At 61.9% G+C, this 19,015-nt stretch carries 16 protein-coding genes; 14 read left to right on the forward strand and 2 right to left on the reverse strand.

Going from position 1 to position 19,015, the window contains the following annotated elements; genetic code table 11:
• Positions 1-15: 15 nt before the first annotated feature.
• From LOY38_RS02165 to LOY38_RS02175, 3 genes are read left to right on the forward strand one after another with little or no spacing between them, the layout of a single operon-like run.
• Positions 16-2,073 carry a methyl-accepting chemotaxis protein gene (locus LOY38_RS02165; protein ID WP_258698660.1) on the forward strand — a complete coding sequence of 686 codons (2,058 nt, stop codon included), beginning with the start codon at positions 16-18 and terminating at the stop codon, positions 2,071-2,073.
• A 36-nt stretch (positions 2,074-2,109) separates the two neighbouring features.
• On the forward strand, positions 2,110-8,016 hold the full coding sequence (locus tag LOY38_RS02170; protein WP_258698661.1) for an Hpt domain-containing protein: 5,907 nt from the start codon (positions 2,110-2,112) through the stop codon (positions 8,014-8,016).
• Positions 8,009-8,467 (forward strand): chemotaxis protein CheW, encoded by a 459-nt coding sequence (locus tag LOY38_RS02175; protein WP_258698662.1) that lies wholly within the window; start codon positions 8,009-8,011, stop codon positions 8,465-8,467. Before LOY38_RS02170 ends, LOY38_RS02175 begins: the two co-directional genes overlap by 8 nt.
• 127 nt (positions 8,468-8,594) lie before the next feature.
• Here the strand turns inward: LOY38_RS02175 and LOY38_RS02180 are convergent, their stop codons facing one another.
• Positions 8,595-8,972: a DUF6124 family protein gene (locus tag LOY38_RS02180; protein ID WP_258698663.1), complete on the reverse strand. Its 378-nt coding sequence runs from the start codon at positions 8,970-8,972 to the stop codon at positions 8,595-8,597.
• A 456-nt stretch (positions 8,973-9,428) separates the two neighbouring features.
• On the opposite strand from LOY38_RS02180, the gene LOY38_RS02185 reads away from it, so the two are divergent.
• The 11 genes from LOY38_RS02185 (at position 9,429) to madM (ending at position 17,898) form a co-directional block, all read left to right on the forward strand.
• Positions 9,429-10,058 carry a nucleotidyltransferase domain-containing protein gene (locus LOY38_RS02185; protein WP_095052539.1) on the forward strand — a complete coding sequence of 210 codons (630 nt, stop codon included), beginning with the start codon at positions 9,429-9,431 and terminating at the stop codon, positions 10,056-10,058.
• A complete protein-coding gene (locus LOY38_RS02190) occupies positions 10,021-10,413 on the forward strand; it encodes a hypothetical protein (protein WP_258698664.1) in 393 nt (130 codons plus the stop codon). Before LOY38_RS02185 ends, LOY38_RS02190 begins: the two co-directional genes overlap by 38 nt.
• Before the next feature lie 225 nt (positions 10,414-10,638).
• Entirely contained in the window at positions 10,639-12,309 is a 1,671-nt protein-coding gene (gene mdcA, locus LOY38_RS02195; RefSeq protein WP_258698665.1) for a malonate decarboxylase subunit alpha, read from the forward strand.
• Positions 12,309-13,184 carry a triphosphoribosyl-dephospho-CoA synthase gene (locus LOY38_RS02200; protein WP_258698666.1) on the forward strand — a complete coding sequence of 292 codons (876 nt, stop codon included), beginning with the start codon at positions 12,309-12,311 and terminating at the stop codon, positions 13,182-13,184. The genes mdcA and LOY38_RS02200 overlap by 1 nt, the downstream gene beginning before the upstream one ends.
• The gene (locus LOY38_RS02205; protein WP_258698667.1) at positions 13,184-13,483 is read left to right on the forward strand and encodes a malonate decarboxylase subunit delta; all 300 of its coding nucleotides are present in this window, start codon (positions 13,184-13,186) and stop codon (positions 13,481-13,483) included. Before LOY38_RS02200 ends, LOY38_RS02205 begins: the two co-directional genes overlap by 1 nt.
• On the forward strand, positions 13,476-14,327 hold the full coding sequence (locus LOY38_RS02210) for a biotin-independent malonate decarboxylase subunit beta (RefSeq protein ID WP_258698668.1): 852 nt from the start codon (positions 13,476-13,478) through the stop codon (positions 14,325-14,327). The genes LOY38_RS02205 and LOY38_RS02210 overlap by 8 nt, the downstream gene beginning before the upstream one ends.
• Entirely contained in the window at positions 14,324-15,127 is an 804-nt protein-coding gene (gene mdcE, locus LOY38_RS02215) for a biotin-independent malonate decarboxylase subunit gamma (RefSeq protein WP_258698669.1), read from the forward strand. Before LOY38_RS02210 ends, mdcE begins: the two co-directional genes overlap by 4 nt.
• Positions 15,121-15,741 (forward strand): malonate decarboxylase holo-ACP synthase, encoded by a 621-nt coding sequence (locus LOY38_RS02220; RefSeq protein ID WP_258698670.1) that lies wholly within the window; start codon positions 15,121-15,123, stop codon positions 15,739-15,741. Before mdcE ends, LOY38_RS02220 begins: the two co-directional genes overlap by 7 nt.
• Positions 15,738-16,649, forward strand: a complete 912-nt coding sequence (gene mdcH, locus LOY38_RS02225) for a malonate decarboxylase subunit epsilon (protein WP_258698671.1) — start codon at positions 15,738-15,740, stop codon at positions 16,647-16,649. Before LOY38_RS02220 ends, mdcH begins: the two co-directional genes overlap by 4 nt.
• 66 nt (positions 16,650-16,715) lie before the next feature.
• A complete protein-coding gene (gene madL / locus LOY38_RS02230) occupies positions 16,716-17,132 on the forward strand; it encodes a malonate transporter subunit MadL (RefSeq protein WP_258698672.1) in 417 nt (138 codons plus the stop codon).
• A gap of 1 nt (position 17,133) precedes the next feature.
• Positions 17,134-17,898 carry a malonate transporter subunit MadM gene (madM, locus tag LOY38_RS02235; RefSeq protein ID WP_038981001.1) on the forward strand — a complete coding sequence of 255 codons (765 nt, stop codon included), beginning with the start codon at positions 17,134-17,136 and terminating at the stop codon, positions 17,896-17,898.
• 150 nt (positions 17,899-18,048) lie between these two features.
• On the opposite strand, the gene LOY38_RS02240 is transcribed toward madM, so the two are convergent.
• Positions 18,049-18,963 (reverse strand): LysR substrate-binding domain-containing protein, encoded by a 915-nt coding sequence (locus LOY38_RS02240; protein WP_258698673.1) that lies wholly within the window; start codon positions 18,961-18,963, stop codon positions 18,049-18,051.
• Between the last annotated feature and the right edge of the window lie 52 nt (positions 18,964-19,015).

Raw genomic sequence — 19,015 nt, forward strand, 5'->3', positions numbered from 1 at the left:
AACAGGCGAGGACCGATGATAAAAGCTAAAACAGGCAAGCCAGAAGGGTCGCGCAGCCGGTCGCAGATCATCGTGCTGTTCATCGCGCTGATTGTCTTCATCATGTTGCTGTTCGCCAACTTCGCTTACCTCAACACCCAGGCGACGTACGACAAGCAGTACATCGGCCATGCCGGTGAGCTGCGCGTGCTATCCCAGCGCATTGCCAAGAACGCCACCGAAGCCGCCGCCGGCAAGGCCGCGGCGTTCAAGTTGCTCAGCGATGCACGCAACGACTTCGCCCAGCGTTGGGGCTATCTGAAGAAAGGCGATCCTTCCACGGGCCTGCCGCCGGCACCGTCGGTAGTGCGCCCGGAAATGCGCGCCGTGCAGCTGGATTGGGAGCGCCTGCTGAAAAACACCGACGCCATCCTCTCCAGCGAACAAACCGTGCTGTCCTTGCATCAAGTCGCCGCGACGCTGGCCGAAACCGTGCCGCAGTTGCAGGTCGAGTATGAAAAGGTCGTCGAAACCCTCCTGCAACGTGGCGCCCCAGCCGCTCAGGTGGTGATGGCTCAGCGTCAGTCGTTGCTGGCCGAGCGGATTCTCGGCGCGGTAAATACCGTGTTGTCCGGCGACGAAAGCTCGCAGCAGGCGGCCGACGCTTTTGGTCGCGACGCGGCGCGTTTCGGTCAGGTGCTCAACGGCATGCTTCAGGGCAACCCGGCGTTGAAAATCAGCCAGGTCGAAGACCGCGATGCGCGCGCCCGGTTGACCGAAATTTCCGAATTGTTTGAATTCGTGTCGGGTTCGGTGGATGAAATCCTCGAAACCTCGCCGCAGCTGCTCAAGGTCCGTGAATCGGCCACCAACATATTTACCCTGTCGCAAACCCTGCTTGATGAAGCCTCGCACCTGGCCAGCCGTTTCGAAAACCTCGCCGGCGGGCGTAACACCGACACCATCGGCGGCTACGTGCTGGGCTTGCTCGCATTGATGTCGATCATCCTCATCGGCCTGGTGATGGTGCGCGAAACCAACCGTCAGCTGCGTGAAACCGCTGAGAAGAACGAGCGCAACCAGAACGCGATCATGCGCTTGCTGGATGAAATCGAAGATCTGGCCGATGGCGACCTGACCGTGACCGCCTCGGTGACTGAAGACTTCACCGGGACCATCGCCGACTCGATCAACTATTCCGTGGACCAATTGCGCGATCTGGTGGCGACCATCAACCTCACCGCCGGCCAGGTCGCCGCCGCCGTGCAGGAAACCCAGGCCACCGCCATGCACCTGGCCCAGGCCTCGGAGCATCAGGCCCAGCAGATTTCCGAAGCTTCTACGGCCATCAACGACATGGCCCAGTCCATCGATCAGGTCTCGGCCAACGCCGCCGAATCCTCGGCGGTGGCCGAACGCTCGGTGGAAATCGCCAACAAGGGCAACGAGGTGGTGCATAACACCATCAACGGCATGGACAATATTCGCGAGCAGATCCAGGACACCGCCAAGCGTATCAAACGCCTTGGTGAGTCTTCCCAGGAAATCGGCGACATTGTCAGCCTGATCGATGACATTGCCGATCAGACCAACATCCTCGCCCTCAACGCGGCGATTCAGGCGTCCATGGCCGGTGACGCCGGGCGCGGTTTTGCGGTGGTGGCCGACGAAGTACAGCGCCTGGCCGAACGTTCGTCCGCGGCGACCCGGCAGATCGAAACCCTGGTGCGGGCGATTCAGACCGACACCAACGAAGCGGTGATTTCCATGGAGCAGACCACCACCGAAGTGGTGCGCGGCGCGCGTCTGGCGCAGGATGCCGGGGTGGCCCTGGAAGAAATCGAAGGCGTATCGAAGACCCTCGCGGCGCTGATCCAGAGTATTTCCAACGCCGCGCAGCAGCAGACTTCGTCGGCCGGCCAGATCTCCCTGACGATGAACGTGATCCAGCAGATCACCACGCAGACCTCGTCCGGTTCCACTGCTACCGCCGAGAGCATTGGCAACCTGGCGAAAATGGCCAGCCAGTTGCGGCGTTCGGTGTCTGGTTTCACCTTGCCGACCAAGCCTGTGCAGGCTGCGGACAACGCTTGAACCGCCTCAGGGCGTATGCATTTGATTGGAGTAGTTATGGGTGATCGGCACGACTATGTGGCCCTCGAGTGGGTCAAAGGCGAGATTGCCGAAACGCTGAAGCAGGCTCATCAGGCGATCGAAACCCTGATCGACGACCCGCAGGCGACGCACGCCCTGAGTGAGTGCCTGGCCTGTGTCCATCAGGTTCACGGCAGTTTGCAGATGGTCGAATTCTACGGCGCGGCGCTGCTCGCCGAAGAGATCGAGCAGTTGACCAGCGCCTTGCAGCACAACCGTGTCAGCCATCGTGACGAGGCGCTCCATCTCTTGCTCCAGGCCCTGGGGCAATTGCCGACTTACCTGGACCGGGTGCAAGGCGCCCGTCGTGACTTGCCGCTGGTGGTGTTGCCGTTGATCAACGACCTGCGCAGCGCCCGCGGCGAAAGCCTGTTGTCGGAAACCAGCCTGTTCAGCCCGCAACTGCCGGACCTGCCGCCCCTGAGCCAAGAAGCCCTGGCGCTGCTGGAACCGTCCGACTTGCCGAATGTGCTGCGCAAGTTGCGGCAAATGTTGCAGATGGCGCTGGTCGGCTTGCTGCGCGAGCAGGATGACGAAACCCACTTCGGTTATCTGGCCAGGGTTTTTACCCGTCTCGAAGGGCTGTGCGCCAATGCACCCCTGAGCCCGTTGTGGCAGGCCGCTTCGGCGCTGGTCGAAGGCATGCGCCATGGCGCGATCGCCAATAGCCCAGCGTTGCGCAGCCTGTTCAAGGACGCCGACAAAGAGCTCAAGCGTTGGCTCGAGCAAGGCATGTCCGCCATCAATCAACCGGCACCGCCAGAGCTGCTCAGGAGTTTGTTGTTCTATATTGCCAAGGCCGAACACCCCACCGGGCAGATGCTGACCATGAAAGATCGCTACTCACTGGACGACGCGCTACCCGACAGCGCGATGGTCGACGAAGAACGGGCACGGCTGGCCGGCCCTGACCGCGACGCCATGCGTTCGGTATTGGCGGCGCTGTGCGAAGAGCTGGTGCGGGTCAAGGAACGCCTGGACCTGTTCGTGCGCAGCGACCGTCAGCACACCTCGGACCTCGAAAGCCTGCTGGCACCTCTGCGGCAAATCGCCGACACCCTGGCGGTGCTCGGTTTCGGCCAGCCGCGCAAGGTCATCATCGATCAACTGGCGGTGGTGCTGAGCCTCGCCCAGGGCCAGCGCGAACCCAACGACGCGACCCTCATGGACGTCGCCGGGGCCTTGCTCTACGTCGAAGCGACCCTGGCCGGCATGGTCGGTACCGTAGAGCCGGAAAGCCAGGAAGACAGCCGTCTGCCGACCACCGACCTGACGCAGATCCACCAGATCGTGATCAAGGAATCGCGCATCTGCCTGCAACAGGCCAAAGACATGATCGTCGACTACATCGACGCCGACTGGGACCGTCAGTATTTGCAACCCTTGCCAGCGTTGCTGACCCAAGTGCGCGGTGCACTGGCGATGATACCGTTGGCCCGCGCGGCGAGCCTGGTCGAGGCCTGCAACGGTTTCATCCGCGAGCATCTATTGGTGGACCCGGGCCAGCCCGGCTGGCAGCAACTGGACAGCCTGGCCGATGTCGTCACCAGCATCGAGTATTACCTGGAGCGCCTCAGCGACGACCCCGAAGCGCCCGGAGAACAACTGCTCGACGTCGCGGAAAAGGGCCTGGCCTCACTCGGTTTTTTCCCCAGCGAACAGCACGTGCCAATGCTTGAAGATGTGCTCAGCCCCAATGAAGCCCTGGTCATGCAGGACATGCAGGAACTCGACGACCCCGAAACCGTTCAGTCTCTGGCCGATGTGTTGGCCAGCCCGGTGTCGTCCGTCAACCCGCCAGCTCTGACCACGCCGGGCAGCCTGTTGCCGCCGCCCGCCGGTGAAGAACCGGTGGACGATGAGCTACGGGAAGTCTTCCTCGAAGAAACTGACGAAGTGCTGGAAATCCTCCAGGAGTACTTGCCGCGCTGGTCGGCCAATCCCGACAGCACCTCGGCGCTGAGTGAACTACGTCGCGCCTTCCACACCCTCAAAGGCAGTGGCCGGATGGTCCGTGCGCTGGTGCTGGGCGAGCTGGTCTGGGCGGTGGAAAACCTGCTCAATCGTGTGCTTGAACACAGCGTTGCACCTGGGCCTGCGGTGCAGCAACTGGTGGGCGATGCGCTGAAACTGCTGCCGGAACTGGTGGCCGAGTTTGCCGCCAATGCCCAGCGCCAGCGCAACGATGTCGATCAATTGGCCGCCCGTGCCCATGCCCTCGCCAAGGGCGATGAACCGCTGCCCGATGAGGATGCGCAGGATGTCGCGGCGCTCGATCCTCTGTTGCTGGAGATCTTCCGCAACGAAGCCGAAACCCACTTGAACAGCCTCAATCGCTTCCTCGATCAAGCCGCCGAGCATGTGCCGCTTCAGGCCAGTGACGAGTTGCAGCGGGCGTTGCATACGCTCAAGGGCAGCGCCTCGATGGCTGGGGTGCTGCCGATTGCCGAGTTGGCGGCGTCGCTGGATGAACTGACCCGGGAATACAAGGCGCACCGGATTACCCTCGATCTGGACGAAGTCGAATTGCTGCTGGAAGCCGAAGGTTTGTTCCGCCTGGGGCTGCGACAGCTCAAGAGCGACCCGCTGGCCGACATCCCCGGCGCCCGTTCGTTGATCGAACGCACCCAGGCCTTGCTGGCCGAGCGTCTGCAAAGCCTGTCGAGCGCGCCCAATACGGGGCTGCGGATCAAGCGCGATCCGCAACTGATCAACAACTTCCTCGCCCAGGGCATGGACATCCTGCTGGATGCCGAAAGCCTGTTGCAGCGCTGGCAGCAGCATCCCGGCGAGCGGCAGGAACTCAGCGCATTGCTGGACGAACTGACCACCCTGGGCGAAGGCGCGCATCTGGCCGATCTGCATCCGGTGGATGAACTCTGCGAAGCCTTGCTCGACCTTTATGGCGCGGTGGAAGAAAGCAGCCTGGCGGTCAGCGACAGGTTTTTCCACGAGGCGCAAAGTGCCCACGAAGCGCTGATCAACATGCTCGACGAACTGGCCGCCGGCCAGGAAGTCACTGCGCAACCACAGCGAGTACAGGCCTTGCGCGGTTTGCTCGATGAGAGTCTCGACCCCTCCTCAATGGGCCTGATCCGCAGTGACGGCAGCCGCACCCTGAGCATTCGGGAGCTGGGCAGCGCCACGGCCGAGCTGGAACAGGCCGCCACTCAGGTGGAACTGGACGACGAAATCGTTTCGATCTTCCTTGAAGAAGCGGTGGATATCCTGGAAAGCGCCGGCCAGGCCTTGCAGCGCTGGCTGAGTGACCCGGACAACGCCGCGCCGCTGTCGTCCTTGCAGCGCGACCTGCATACCCTCAAGGGCGGTGCGCGGATGGCCGAGGTCGAGCCGGTCGGCGATCTGGCCCATGAACTGGAAAACCTTTACGCAGGCCTGGTAGACCGCCGTTACAGTCACAGCGAAGCGCTGGCGCAGTTGCTGCAACAGAGCCATGACCGGCTGGCCATGTTCCTTGAGCAGTTGCAGCACAACCGCCCGTTGGGCGATCCGGGTGAGTTGATCGAAGCCATTCGTGAGTTTCGCCAGGGCAATGCCGCCGGCAGCGCCGAGGTGATCGAACCGGCAGCCAGCAACGACTCGGCGGGCCATGATCCCGAGCTTCTGGAGATCTTCCTCGAGGAAGGTTTCGACATCATTGAAAACTCCGGTGCGGCACTGTTGCGCTGGCAGGCCGAGCCGTCGAATCGCCAGGAAGTGGAAACCCTGCTGCGCGATCTGCACACCCTCAAGGGTGGTGCACGGATGGTGGAGATTGCGCCGATTGGCGACCTGGCCCATGAACTGGAATTCCTCTACGAAGGCTTGTCGGCTGGCGTGCTGCAACCCACCGCGGCGCTGTTCACGCTGTTGCAGAGCAGCCATGACCGACTGGCGCAGATGCTCGACGCCGTCCGTGCCGGTCAGCCATTGCCACCGGCCGATCGGCTGATCGACGCGATCAAGAATTTCAGCCATCCGGCGGTGCTCGAAACACCGGCGCCGGTGGTGATGCCCGTAGGCCCTAAAGCCGAACCAGCCGCACCGCAATCCGAAGGCACCGACACGGTCAAGGTCTCGGCGGAGCTGCTCGACGATCTGGTCAACCTGGCCGGGGAAACCTCGATCTTTCGCGGGCGCATCGAACAACAGGTTAACGACGCACGGGTAGCCCTGAGCGAGATGGAAACCACCATCGAACGCATGCGCGACCAATTGCGCCGCCTCGATACCGAAACCCAGGGGCGGATTCTCAGCCGTCAGCAAGTCGAAGCCGAGCGCCTGGGCTACGAAGAATTCGACCCGCTGGAGATGGACCGTCACTCGCAGTTGCAACAGTTGTCGCGGGCGCTGTTCGAGTCTGCCTCCGACCTGCTCGACCTCAAGGAAACCCTCGAGCGGCGTAATCAGGATGCGGAAAACCTGCTGCAACAGCAGGGCCGCATCAACACCGAATTGCAGGAAGGCCTGATGCGCACGCGCATGGTGCCGTTCGAGCGAATGCTGCCGCGTTTGAAGCGCATCGTCCGTCAGGTTTCCAGCGAGCTGGGCAAGGACGTGGAATTCGTCGTCGGCAACGCCGAAGGCGAGATGGACCGCAACGTCCTCGAACGCATGGCCGCGCCGCTGGAACACATGCTGCGCAACGCCGTCGATCATGGGCTGGAATCGGCCGAGGTGCGTATCGCGGCGGGTAAACCGGCCCAGGGCAAGATCACCCTCGACCTGTCGCGAGAGGGCGGTGACATCATTTTCGACATCCGCGACGACGGTGCCGGCGTGCCGCTGGACGCCGTGCGGCGCAAGGCGATCAAGCGCGGGCTGCTCGACCAGGACAGCGACATCAGCGATCGCGATGTGCTGCAATTCATCCTGCAGCCGGGGTTCTCAACTGCCGAGAAAATCACCCAGATCTCCGGGCGTGGCGTGGGCATGGACGTGGTTCACGAAGAGGTCCGGCAGCTTGGCGGCAGCATGAGCATCGACTCGACGTCGGGGCAGGGCGTGCATTTCCGGATTCGCCTGCCGTTCACCGTGTCGGTCAACCGTGCGCTGATGGTGCAATGCGGGGAGGATCAATACGCGATCCCGCTGAACACCATCGACGGCATCGTTCGGGTGTTGCCCAACGAACTCGAAGGGCATTACCGGCTCGATCCGCCGACCTACGAATACGCCGGGCAACGTTATGAGTTGTGCTACCTCGGCGAGCTGCTGAAAACCAGCACCCGCCCGAAATTGCTGGGCCAGAGCCTGCCGTTGCCGGTATTGCTGGTGCAGTGCAACGAGCGGCATGTCGCGGTGCAGGTGGATGCCATGGCCGGCACCCGGGAAATCGTGGTCAAAAGCCTCGGCCCGCAGTTCGCCGCGGTGCAGGGTTTGTCCGGCGCGACAATTCTGGGCGATGGCCGGGTGGTGCTGATTCTCGACTTGCTGGCGCCGATCCGCGCGATGCAAACGCGGGTGCCGCAACGACCGGTGACGCAGGACGTAGAGCCCGAGTCGCAACGACCCTTGCTGGTGCTGGTGGTCGACGATTCGGTCACCGTGCGCAAGGTCACCAGCCGCTTGCTGGAACGCCACGGCATGAACGTGCTGACCGCCAAGGACGGTGTCGACGCCATGTTGCTGCTCGAAGAACACATGCCCGACCTGATGCTGCTGGACATCGAAATGCCGCGCATGGACGGCTTCGAAGTGGCGACCCAGGTGCGCGCTGACGAGCGTCTGCGGCATCTGCCGATCATCATGATCACCTCCCGCACCGGCCAGAAACACCGCGACCGCGCCATGGCCATCGGCGTCAACGACTACCTCGGCAAGCCGTATCAGGAATCGGTGCTGCTCGACAGCATCGCCCGGTGGAGCAAAACCCATGCATGAACACCGCTCCAGCAACCTCACTGGGCTTTTACTGCCCTTGGCGGATCGCAACCTGATCCTGCCCAATGTTGCCGTCGCCGAACTCATCGACTATCAGCCGGGGGCTTTCGATCTCGATACACCGCCGTGGTATCTGGGACGGGTGACGTGGCGAAACCGGCAGATTCCGTTGCTCAGTTTCGAATCGGCGTGTGGCAACAAAGTGGTGATCGGTGAGCGAGCACGGATCGTCATCCTCAACGCCCTCGGCGGGCGGTCTGAGCTGAAGTTCATTGCACTGCTGGTGCAGGGGATTCCGCGGTCTTACAAGCTGGATAGCCAGTTGAGCTATGTCGATGTGCCGTTGTGTTCGCTGGAGCAGGCGGCGGTGCAGGTGGGGGAGCAAGTGGCGAAGGTGCCTGACTTGCTCGCGCTGGAGGAGTTGCTTGTTACAGCAGGGTTAGCCCACTGATCGTTCCCAACGCTCCGCGTGGGAATGCCTCAACGGACGCTCCGCGTTCGGCTTTTTGGGACGCAGAGCGCCCCGGGCTGCATTCCCACGCAGAGCGTGGGAACGATCATGAACAAAGGTTTCTGCGCTAAACCCCGGTCTGAGCCTTCATCTGCAACGACTCATGATGATCCAGCACCCGCTCCACCAACAACTGCACGCCATCTGCCAAACGACTGAGCGCCAAGGCGACAGAGCGGCGTGAGCCCTCCACATCGTCCGCCAGATCGGCCGCAATGGCGCTGATGGACAGCAGGTCTTCGGAGGCATTGGCCAGAAGGGCTTCGGTGTCGATATCGGGGGAGACGGTGAAGAGCTGGGACTTGCGGCGTTTGGCCGGTTTTTCGTGGGGTGACGGGAAGTAATGGGAGAAGGCGCGGTCGGCGGCTTCCTTGAATTTCTCGGCTTCGAGGGATGCTTGGGAATCGACGCCGGTTTCCGGGGGATTGGGAGTAGCTTTGAACATAGTGAAGCTCCATTTAATGAGTTTCAGCTGCTCCATCGGGTTCCAATCGAAGGGGTGGCAGCTGTACGCGGGCTGGAACCCGGGCAAACGGACAAAACCCGACAGACACTAAGGTCTCCCGCGCACAGCCGCCATAACGGAATGCACACATTAAAGGTGCGCAAGCATACGTTATGAAAGGCGCTTTTGCCTCGTTAACACCACGGGGTTCCAATCCCGGTCGCTGAGCTTGCAGCGACCTCCAAACGATAGAGATCAACGCAAAACCGCACCAGTCAGCGGGTTCCGGCATTGCTGTAGGCAGCGACGCCAGATTGCGTAGCCTCACACCGTTCCTGCGGACAAACTTTTAAACACAAAACCCCAAGCGGTCGGACCTCGCCACAAAGGTTTCTGGCTTGAAGATTCCCAAAAAGGGACCTATCGTTCCTTTTTTGGGACTTATCGGTCGTTGCCGTGAAAAACCTGTCATTGAGCGAAGCCTTGTTCACCACCACCCAGCAAAAAGTGCTGGGCCTGCTGTTTGGTAAACCCGACCGTAGTTTTTATGCCAACGAAATCGCCCGCTGGGCTCAAGTGGGTAAAGGCAGCCTCATGCGCGAGCTGGATCGGTTGCAGCGGGCAGGCGTGCTGACCATGACCCGTCAGGGCAACCAGACCCACTATCAAGCCAATCCCGACTGCCCGATCTATGCGGAACTGCTGGGCATCGCCCGCAAAACCTTTGGTATTGCCGAACCTCTGCGTCAGGCGCTCCAACCCTTTGCCGAACAGATTACTTGGGCATTTGTGTACGGCTCTATCGCCAAGGATCAGGCAAACGCATCCAGTGACATTGATCTCATGCTGATCGGCGAGGGCCTGCACTACAGTGAAGTGATGGAGCGGCTTATACCGATGGAAGAGCAGTTGGGCCGCGTCCTCAACCCGACGCTCTACACCCCCGACGACTGGGCCGCAAAACTGGCGGCTGAAAATAGTTTTGTCGTGCGGGTAGCGCAGCAGGACAAGATCAACCTGATGGGGGGAAACCCTTTGGAGTCCAAGGATGGGCAGCAACGAGAACCTGGAAAACCTGTTACGTAGCGGTGGGCTGAAAGCTGAGCCGCCGGATCGCAAGGAGTGCGAAGGGCTGATGCGTTCGGCTGTGGATCGATTGAAAGACGCGCAAACGTCTTCGCTTTCCTTCGCGAGTCGTTTCGACCTGGCTTACAACGCTGCCCATGCCCTTGCACTGACGGCTCTTCGCTTGTGCGGCTACCGTTCAGACAAGCGATATCTGGTGTTTCAGTGCCTGTGTCATGAGCGACGAAACCTGGCGGAGTACGAAGGCTATATGGATGAAGATCCGGCGTTGTTGGCGCAGTTGTTGGAAAGTGCTGAACAGCTTCTGATTCGAGTGCAGGAACAGATGGCGTCCTTCAGTTCATCGCAGACCTGATCGTTCCTACGCGCAGCAAAGGAATGCAGCCCGGGACGCTCCGCGTCCCATTCGAGAGCTGGAACGCGGAGCGTCCCTTGAGGCATTCCCACGCAGAGCGTGGGAACGATCGGGACGGTGTTCGATCATTACGGTCAGCGTAACGATCCAACACTCTGCTTGATTGATGCCCCCCACCCAACGCTCCTAAGGTGACTCCCACGACAGCGAACCCGTGGAGTGGTCATGACAACAACAATATCCCCCGACTCGCGATGGACGCGGCGGCGCAGCGAAAAGCAGCGGCGTCTCGAGCTAGTGCGGGGTTTCGCCGACGGTGTGGTGCTGCCCACCGACAAGATCGTTGCGGCGCTGGAGGCGTTGATTCTGCCTGGCGACCGTGTGGTGCTGGAGGGCAATAACCAGAAACAGGCGGATTTCCTGTCTCGTTCCCTGGCCAAGGCCGACCCGGGCAAGCTGCATGACCTGCACATGATCATGCCCAGCGTCGGGCGCTCCGAGCACCTGGACCTGTTCGAGCGCGGCATTGCCCGCAAGCTCGATTTCTCGTTCGCCGGCACCCAGAGCCTGCGCATCAGCCAGTTGCTCGAAGACGGTCTGTTGGAAATCGGCGCAATCCACACCTACATCGAGCTCTATGCGCGGCTGGTGGTGGACCTGATCCCCAACGTCGTGCTCTCGGCCGGTTTCATGGCTGATCGCGCCGGCAACATCTATACCGGGCCGAGTACCGAAGACACCCCCGCGTTGATCGAACCGGCCGCCTTCAGCGACGGCATCGTCATCGTTCAGGTCAACCAATTGGTGGACGACGTCAGCGAACTGCCCCGTGTCGACATCCCCGCATCCTGGGCCGATTTCGTGGTGGTGGCTGACAAGCCGTTCTACATCGAACCACTGTTCACCCGCGACCCACGGCACATCAAGCCTGTGCACGTGTTGATGGCGATGATGGCGATCCGCGGGATCTACGAAAAACACAACGTTCAGTCGCTCAATCACGGCATCGGTTTCAACACCGCGGCCATCGAACTGATCCTGCCGACCTACGGCGAATCCCTCGGTTTGAAAGGCAAGATCTGCCGCAACTGGACGCTCAATCCTCACCCGACCCTGATCCCGGCCATCGAAAGCGGCTGGGTCGAAAGCGTGCATTGTTTCGGCACTGAACTGGGCATGGAAAACTACATCGCTGCCCGGCCTGATGTGTTTTTCACTGGCCGCGACGGCTCCCTGCGCTCCAACCGGATGTTCTGCCAATTGGCTGGGCAGTACGCGGTGGACCTGTTCATCGGCGCGACCCTGCAAGTCGACGGCGACGGTCATTCCTCCACCGTGACACGCGGTCGCCTGGCCGGTTTCGGGGGGGCGCCGAACATGGGTCACGACCCGCGCGGTCGCCGTCACGGCACACCGGCCTGGCTCGACATGCGTCACGACGATGCACCCGAAGCCTTGCTCGAACGCGGCAAGAAACTCGTGGTGCAAATGGTCGAGACCTTCCAGGAGGGCGGCAAACCGACCTTCGTCGAAACCCTCGACGCGGTGGACGTGGCGAAGAAAAGCGGCATGCCACTGGCGCCGATCATGATCTATGGCGACGACGTCACTCACCTGCTGACCGAAGAAGGCATCGCCTATTTGTACAAGGCCCGTTCCCTCGAAGAACGTCAGGCGATGATCGCGGCTGTGGCCGGCGTAACCGCCATCGGCCTGCGCCACAATCCGAAAGACACCGCGCGCATGCGCCGCGAAGGCCTGATCGCTTTGCCCGAAGATCTCGGCATCCGCCGCACCGACGCCACCCGCGAGCTACTTGCAGCGAAAAGCGTGGCCGATCTGGTGGAGTGGTCCGGTGGCCTCTACAACCCACCCGCCAAGTTCAGGAGCTGGTAATGCACGCACTCAATCTGCAACCCAAAAACCTCACCCTGGCCGAACGGCTGGCGGACCTGGCAGTGGATGCGCTGATCGACGAAGCGGACCTGTCGCCGAAACCCGCGCTGGTCGATCGTCGCGGCAATGGCGCTCATACCGATTTGCACCTCGGGCTGATGCACGCTTCGGCGTTGTCCTTATGGCCGGCGTTCAAGGCCATGGCGGACGCGGCCATCGAGTTCGGCGAAGTCGGTTTACCGCTGCGCGAAACCGTTGGGCGGCTTGGTCGTGAAGGGGAGCAAGAGATGCTTGCCACCACGGGCGGCGTGAACACCCATCGTGGTGCGATCTGGGCGTTGGGTCTTTTGGTCACTGCCGCCGCGCTGGAACCTGAATCCTGTTCTGCAGGCTCAATCGCTTTGCGCGCTGCACGCCTGGCCTTGCTCGATGACCGTTACTCGCCACGTCCTTTAAGCCACGGTGCCCAGGTCGCCCAACGTTACGGCGTTCGCGGTGCCCGTGAAGAGGCGCAGCTTGGTTTCCCGGCCGTGCTGCAACGTGGCTTGCCGCAACTCAAACGCAGCCGCGCCGCCGGCCATGGCGAACAGAACGCCCGGCTCGACGCCTTGCTGGCGATCATGACGACACTGGCCGACACCTGCGTGCTCTACCGCGCCGGCGAACAAGGCCTGCACACCATGCAACTTGGTGCTCAAGCCGTGCTCGACGCCGGCGGCAGTGCGAGCCTGGCCGGTCGCCGCCGTTTGCATGAGCTGGACCAACAATTAATCGCGTTGAATGCCTCGCCCGGCGGCGCTGCGGACTTGCTCGCAGCCTGCCTGTTTATCGACCGCATCGAGTCGGGCGCCGGCATCTTCCAGGGAGCGTTTTGATGGAAACCTTATCCTTTGAGTTCCCCGCCGGGCAGCCGCCTCGGGGCAGGGCGCTGGTGGGCTGCGTGGGCTCGGGCGATCTGGAAGTGCTGATCGAGCCGGGGTTGGCGGGCAGGCTGACGATCCAGGTGCAGACCTCGGTCAACGGCAGCGAACAACGCTGGCAGCATCTGTTCGCGCGGATGTTCGACGGCCAGACACCGCCCGCGATGGCGATCGATATCCACGATTTCGGCGCCACTCCCGGCGTGGTGCGTTTGCGCCTGGAACAAGGCTTCGAGGAGATCAGCCATGACTGACAACGCAGCGCTTCTCCACAAGCACAGTTTCGTCGAACTCGGCGCCCGGCAACGGGCAAAAGCGCTGCTCGACATCGGGACTTTTCGTGAACTGCTCGACCCGTTTCAGCGCGTCATGTCGCCGTGGCTGTCGCGCCAGGGCGTGGTGCCGCAAGCCGATGACGGCGTGGTGGTCGCCAAGGGCAGCATCGGTGGTTTGCCGGTGGTGATCGCGGCCATCGAAGGCGCGTTTCAGGGCGGCAGCCTGGGTGAAGTCGGCGGGGCGAAGATTGCCGGTGCGCTGGAACTGGCCGCCGAGGACAACCGCAAAGGCATTCCCACGCGTGCCGTGTTGCTGCTGGAAACCGGTGGCGTGCGTTTGCAGGAGGCCAACCTGGGGCTGGCGGCGATTGCCGATATTCATGCGGCGATTGTCGATCTGCGCCAGTACCAACCGGTAATCGGCGTGGTCGCCGGCAGCGTCGGTTGCTTTGGCGGCATGTCGATTGCCGCCGGGTTGTGCAGCTATTTGCTGGTGACTCAGGAAGCGCGCCTTGGCCTCAACGGCCCACAGGTGATCGAGCAGGAAGCCGGGCTTGAGGAATACGACTCCCGTGACCGGCCGTTTATCTGGAGCCTGACCGGTGGCGAGCAACGGTTCGCCAGTGGGTTGGTGGATCGCTATGTCGCTGACGACGTGGCGCAGATTCAGCAGCAGGTCGGCGAATTGCTCAAGCAGGGTTTGCCGGCGCAACAACGTAGCCGCCAGGCCGAATGGTTCCTGCAACGGCTGGCCAGCCTGGACGCTGAACCACAAATCGAGCCGGCGACGGTTCGCGATCTGTATCAAGGAGAGCGCTCATGAGTTCGTATTCCCTGAGGGGCTTGAATTGGTTCAACGCCTTGAGTGCCGGCGCGAAACCGGTCGCGGGTTTGCCGGCGTCGTTGAAAGTCGCCGATGGTTTATTGGGCAATCAGCCCGTGCGTTTTATCGCAGTGGTGGCCGACCCCGACAACCGCTTCGTCCGCGCCCGCAATGGCGAGGTGGGCTTACTGGAAGGCTGGGGCCTGGCCAAAGCGGTGGATGACGTCATTGCTGCGGACAACGACAAACCTCAAAAACGCGCCTTGATCGCCATTGTCGATGTGCCCAGCCAGGCTTACGGCCGGCGCGAAGAGGCCCTCGGCATTCATCAGGCCCTGGCCGGTGCGGCGGACAGTTATGCCCGCGCCCGACTGGCCGGGCACGCGGTGATCGGTTTGCTGGTGGGCAAGGCGATGTCCGGGGCGTTTCTCGCGCATGGCTATCAGGCCAACCGGCTGATCGCGTTGCGCGATCCGGGCGTGATGGTGCATGCCATGGGCAAGGCTTCGGCGGCGCGGGTGACGTTGCGCAGTGTCGAAGAACTGGAGGCGTTGGCTGCCAGTGTGCCGCCGATGGCCTATGACATCGACAGCTTTGCCAGCCTGGGTTTGCTCTGGGAAACCTTGTCGGTGGAGCAGATCGAACAGCCGACGACGGCGGATCTGGCGCGGGTGAACGAGTGTCTGGTTCAGGCGATTGCGGATGTCGAGGCAGGTCGTTGCGATTTGAGCGGCCGACTGGGTGCGAACAATCGCGCCGCGTCGAGCAAGGTTCGCCAACTGCTGAGAGAGCAGTGGTGAACACGCTTCTGGCCCACGACCTGCTGTGGGGGATGACCCCGGAGCAGTTGCCTGCAGATGCGCCTGCGTGGGTGGTCGAATCGATCAGCGCGGGTCAGCCGGTGGTGGTTCGGCGTGCGATGACTGCGCCGGATCAAATCGCGGTCGGGGTGCGCGGACGCTTGCGCGAGCAGCGTTATGCAACGTCGATGGCGATCACGGCGATTTCGCGTCGGGTCAGGCCGGAAGCGCTTTGTCGTGTCGCGACGACCCGCGACCTGCCGGCCCTGCGAGCGCTGGCGCAACTGCGGCCGATGCTCGACGCCTGCGGTTGGGTGTGGGGTGTCAGCGGCAGCGCCGGGTTTGAATTGGCCAGCGGTTTGGCGGCGCTCCATGAGCGCAGCGATCTCGATTTGATTCTGCGTACACCACAACCGTTGAGCCGACTTCAAGCGCAAGCGTTGGTGACACTTCTCGGTGCCGCTGAATGTCTGGTCGACATGCAATTGCAGACGCCGAATGGCGCCGTGGCCCTGCGCGAATGGGCCGGCCCGTCGCAACGGGTGCTGCTCAAAAACGCTCAGGTCGCTTGCCTGGTCACCGATCCCTGGAACCCGCAGGAGCAAGCAGCGTGAGCAGTTTGCTGGTGTTCCCCGGCCAGGGCGCGCAGCAACCGGGCATGCTCCATCGCTTGCCTCGGGAAACGTTGATCGAGGCGAGCGAGGTGCTGGGTGAAGATGTTTTGTTGCTCGATTCTGCCGAGGTGTTGCAGTCGACGAGGGCGGTTCAACTGTGCCTGCTGATTGCTGGCGTGGCGGCTTCACGTCAGTTGTTATTGAAAGCGGACTACGTGGCCGGATTGTCCATTGGCGCCTATCCGGCGGCGGTGGTCGCCGGCGCCTTGAGCTTCAGTGATGCACTGCATCTGGTCAGCCTGCGCGGCGAACTGATGCAGCAGGCTTATCCTCAGGGCTATGGCATGACCGCGATCATCGGTCTGGATCTGGCGAAGGTGGAAAGGTTGCTGGCGCAGGTTCACAGCGTCGACACGCCGGTTTACCTGGCCAATATCAACGCCGATAACCAGGTCGTCATCGCTGGCAGCGATGGTGCGATGAAAGCGGTTGCCGAGTTGGCGAAGGGTTGTGGCGCCGGACTGGCCAAACGCCTGGCGGTCAGCGTGCCGTCCCATTGCCCGCTGCTGGAAACACCGGCAAAAACCCTGGCCGAAGCCTTCGCCAAGGTGCAATTGAAAACGCCGATCCTGGGTTATCTGAGCGGCAGTCGCGCCCGGCCTGTTATCAATCCCGAGGCGTTACGCGACGACCTGGCCTTCAACATGTGCCGTGTGGTGGATTGGCGCGGCACGGTGCAAAGCGCTTACGAGCGTGGCGTACGTCTACAGATCGAACTGCCGCCCGGTGCGGTGCTGACCGGATTGGCGCGCCGGGTGTTCGAGCAGGGCACCGTGATTGCCTTCGACGGCGCGCGGCTCGATACCTTGCAGGCGCTGTTGCGTGAGGAGGGAAGCCGCCAACCCTAGATCACCGACTCAGGCTGCGAACTACAAAAACAACAATTCCGACGATGCACTTTGAGGACTACAACAATGATTATTTACGGTGTGGCGCTGTTGGCGATCTGTACGCTGGCAGGGGTGATCATGGGTGACATGCTCGGCGCATTGCTGGGCGTGAAATCCAACGTCGGCGGGGTCGGGATCGCGATGATCCTGCTGATTTGCGCGCGGTTGTGGATGCAAAAACGCGGCGGCATGACCAAGGACTGCGAGATGGGCGTCGGCTTCTGGGGCGCCATGTACATTCCGGTAGTGGTGGCGATGGCCGCGCAACAGAACGTCGTTACCGCCCTGCACGGCGGCCCGGTGGCGGTGTTGGCGGCGATCGGTTCGGTGGTGCTCTGCGGCTGCACCATTGCGCTGATCAGCCGGACCCACAAAGGTGAACCCTTGCCCGATGAACCGGCGGACGTAACGCCGGTTGGCGCACCGGCAGGAGGTCGCTGATATGTGGGATCTCATCGAGAAAGGTCTGGAACATAACGGGTTGGTGACAGCGTTCGCGTTCGTTGGCGTGATCATGTGGGTGTCGGTGGTGTTGTCCAAACGCCTGACGTTCGGGCGGATTCACGGCTCGGCGATTGCCATCGTCATCGGCCTGGTGCTGGCCTGGGTCGGAGGCACCATGACCGGCGGGCAAAAAGGCCTGGCGGATTTGTCGCTGTTTTCCGGCATTGGTTTGATGGGCGGTGCGATGTTGCGTGACTTCGCCATTGTCGCCACCGCGTTCGAGGTGCAGGCCACCGAAGCGAAAAAGGCCGGGATGATTGGTGTTATCGCGCTGCTGCTGGGCACGATCCTGCCGTTCATTGTCGGGGCGAGCATTGCCTGGGTGTTCGGTTATCGCGATGCGGTGAGCATGACGACCATTGGCGCAGGCGCGGTGACGTACATCGTCGGGCCAGTGACCGGGGCGGCGATTGGTGCCACGTCCGATGTGATGGCGTTGTCGATTGCCACCGGGCTGATCAAGGCGATTCTGGTGATGGTCGGTACGCCGATGGCGGCGCGCTGGATGGGGCTGGATAACCCGCGCTCGGCCATGGTGTTTGGTGGCCTCGCCGGGACGGTGAGTGGGGTGACGGCCGGGCTGGCGGCGACGGATCGGCGGTTGGTGCCATATGGCGCGTTGACGGCGACGTTTCACACCGGGCTTGGGTGCTTGCTTGGGCCTTCGTTGCTGTACTTCATTGTTCGCGGGATTGTTGGCTAGATTGGTGATTGCTTTTTGTGGTGAGGGAGCTTGCTCCCGCTGGGCTGCGCAGCAGCCCCAACTTCTACCACCGAGGTGTATCAGGTAAATTCGGTGGTCTGATTTTGCGGGCGCTTCGCACCCGAGCGGGAGCAAGCTCCCTCGCCACATTCAAGCCTGCCGATTGGCATACATCCGACACTCCGCCAGCAACGCCAGCAAATTCGGGTCACGCTCCTTGGCCTTCAGAAACACCACGCCGATGTGCTGTTGCAACCGATACTTTTCCTGCAACGGAATCAGCTTCACCCGGTTCTCATACACCGCCGCAATCCGCCCTGGAAGCAACGCATAACCCACCCCGGAGCTGACCATGCTCAGCAGGGTGAAAATGTCGTTGACCTGCATCGCCACCTTCGGCTCGAACCCCGCCTGCTTGAACACCCGAATACCGTCCTGGTGCGTGGCGAAGCCTTGGGTCAAGGTGATGAACGTCTCGTCGCGCACCTCGGCCAGATCGACTTCGGCCCGCTGGGCAAAGGGCGAGTCAGCCGGGGTGGCGAGGAAGATGTCATCGGAAAACAGCGGGATCTGCTCGCAATCCGGGTCGTTGACGCTGTCGTCCAGCGACACCAGGATCGCGTCGACTTCCATGTTTTTGAGCTTGTACAACAGGTCGATGTTCGAGCCCAGGATCAGGTCGATATTGAGTTCGCTACGGCGGATTTTCAGGCCCATGATCAGCTGCGGCACGGTCTTCACCGTCAGCGAATACAGCGAGCCGAGTTTGAAGCGCTCAGCGGAGAACCCGGCGGCTTCGCGGGTCAGGCGCACGGTTTCGAGCACGTCCTGAATCAGCTTCTGCGCCCGTTCTTCCAGCACATAAGCGCTTTCGAGTGGGGTCAGGTTGCGGCCTTCGTGTTTGAATAGCGGGCAACGCAGGGCGCTTTCCAGAGAGTGGATGGCGCGGTGCACGCTGACGTTGCTGGTTTGCAACTCGGCGGCAGCGCGGGCCAGGTTGCCGGTACGCATGAAGGCCAGGAACACCTCGAGTTTTTTCAGGGTCAACTCTTCATCGATCAGCATGGGCGTGACTCTTATTCGAATCGCTCGATTGTGCCCAATTGGCTGACGTTTG

The organism is Pseudomonas sp. B21-015, from assembly GCF_024749285.1.
In the GTDB taxonomy this organism is placed as follows: Bacteria; Pseudomonadota; Gammaproteobacteria; order Pseudomonadales; family Pseudomonadaceae; genus Aquipseudomonas.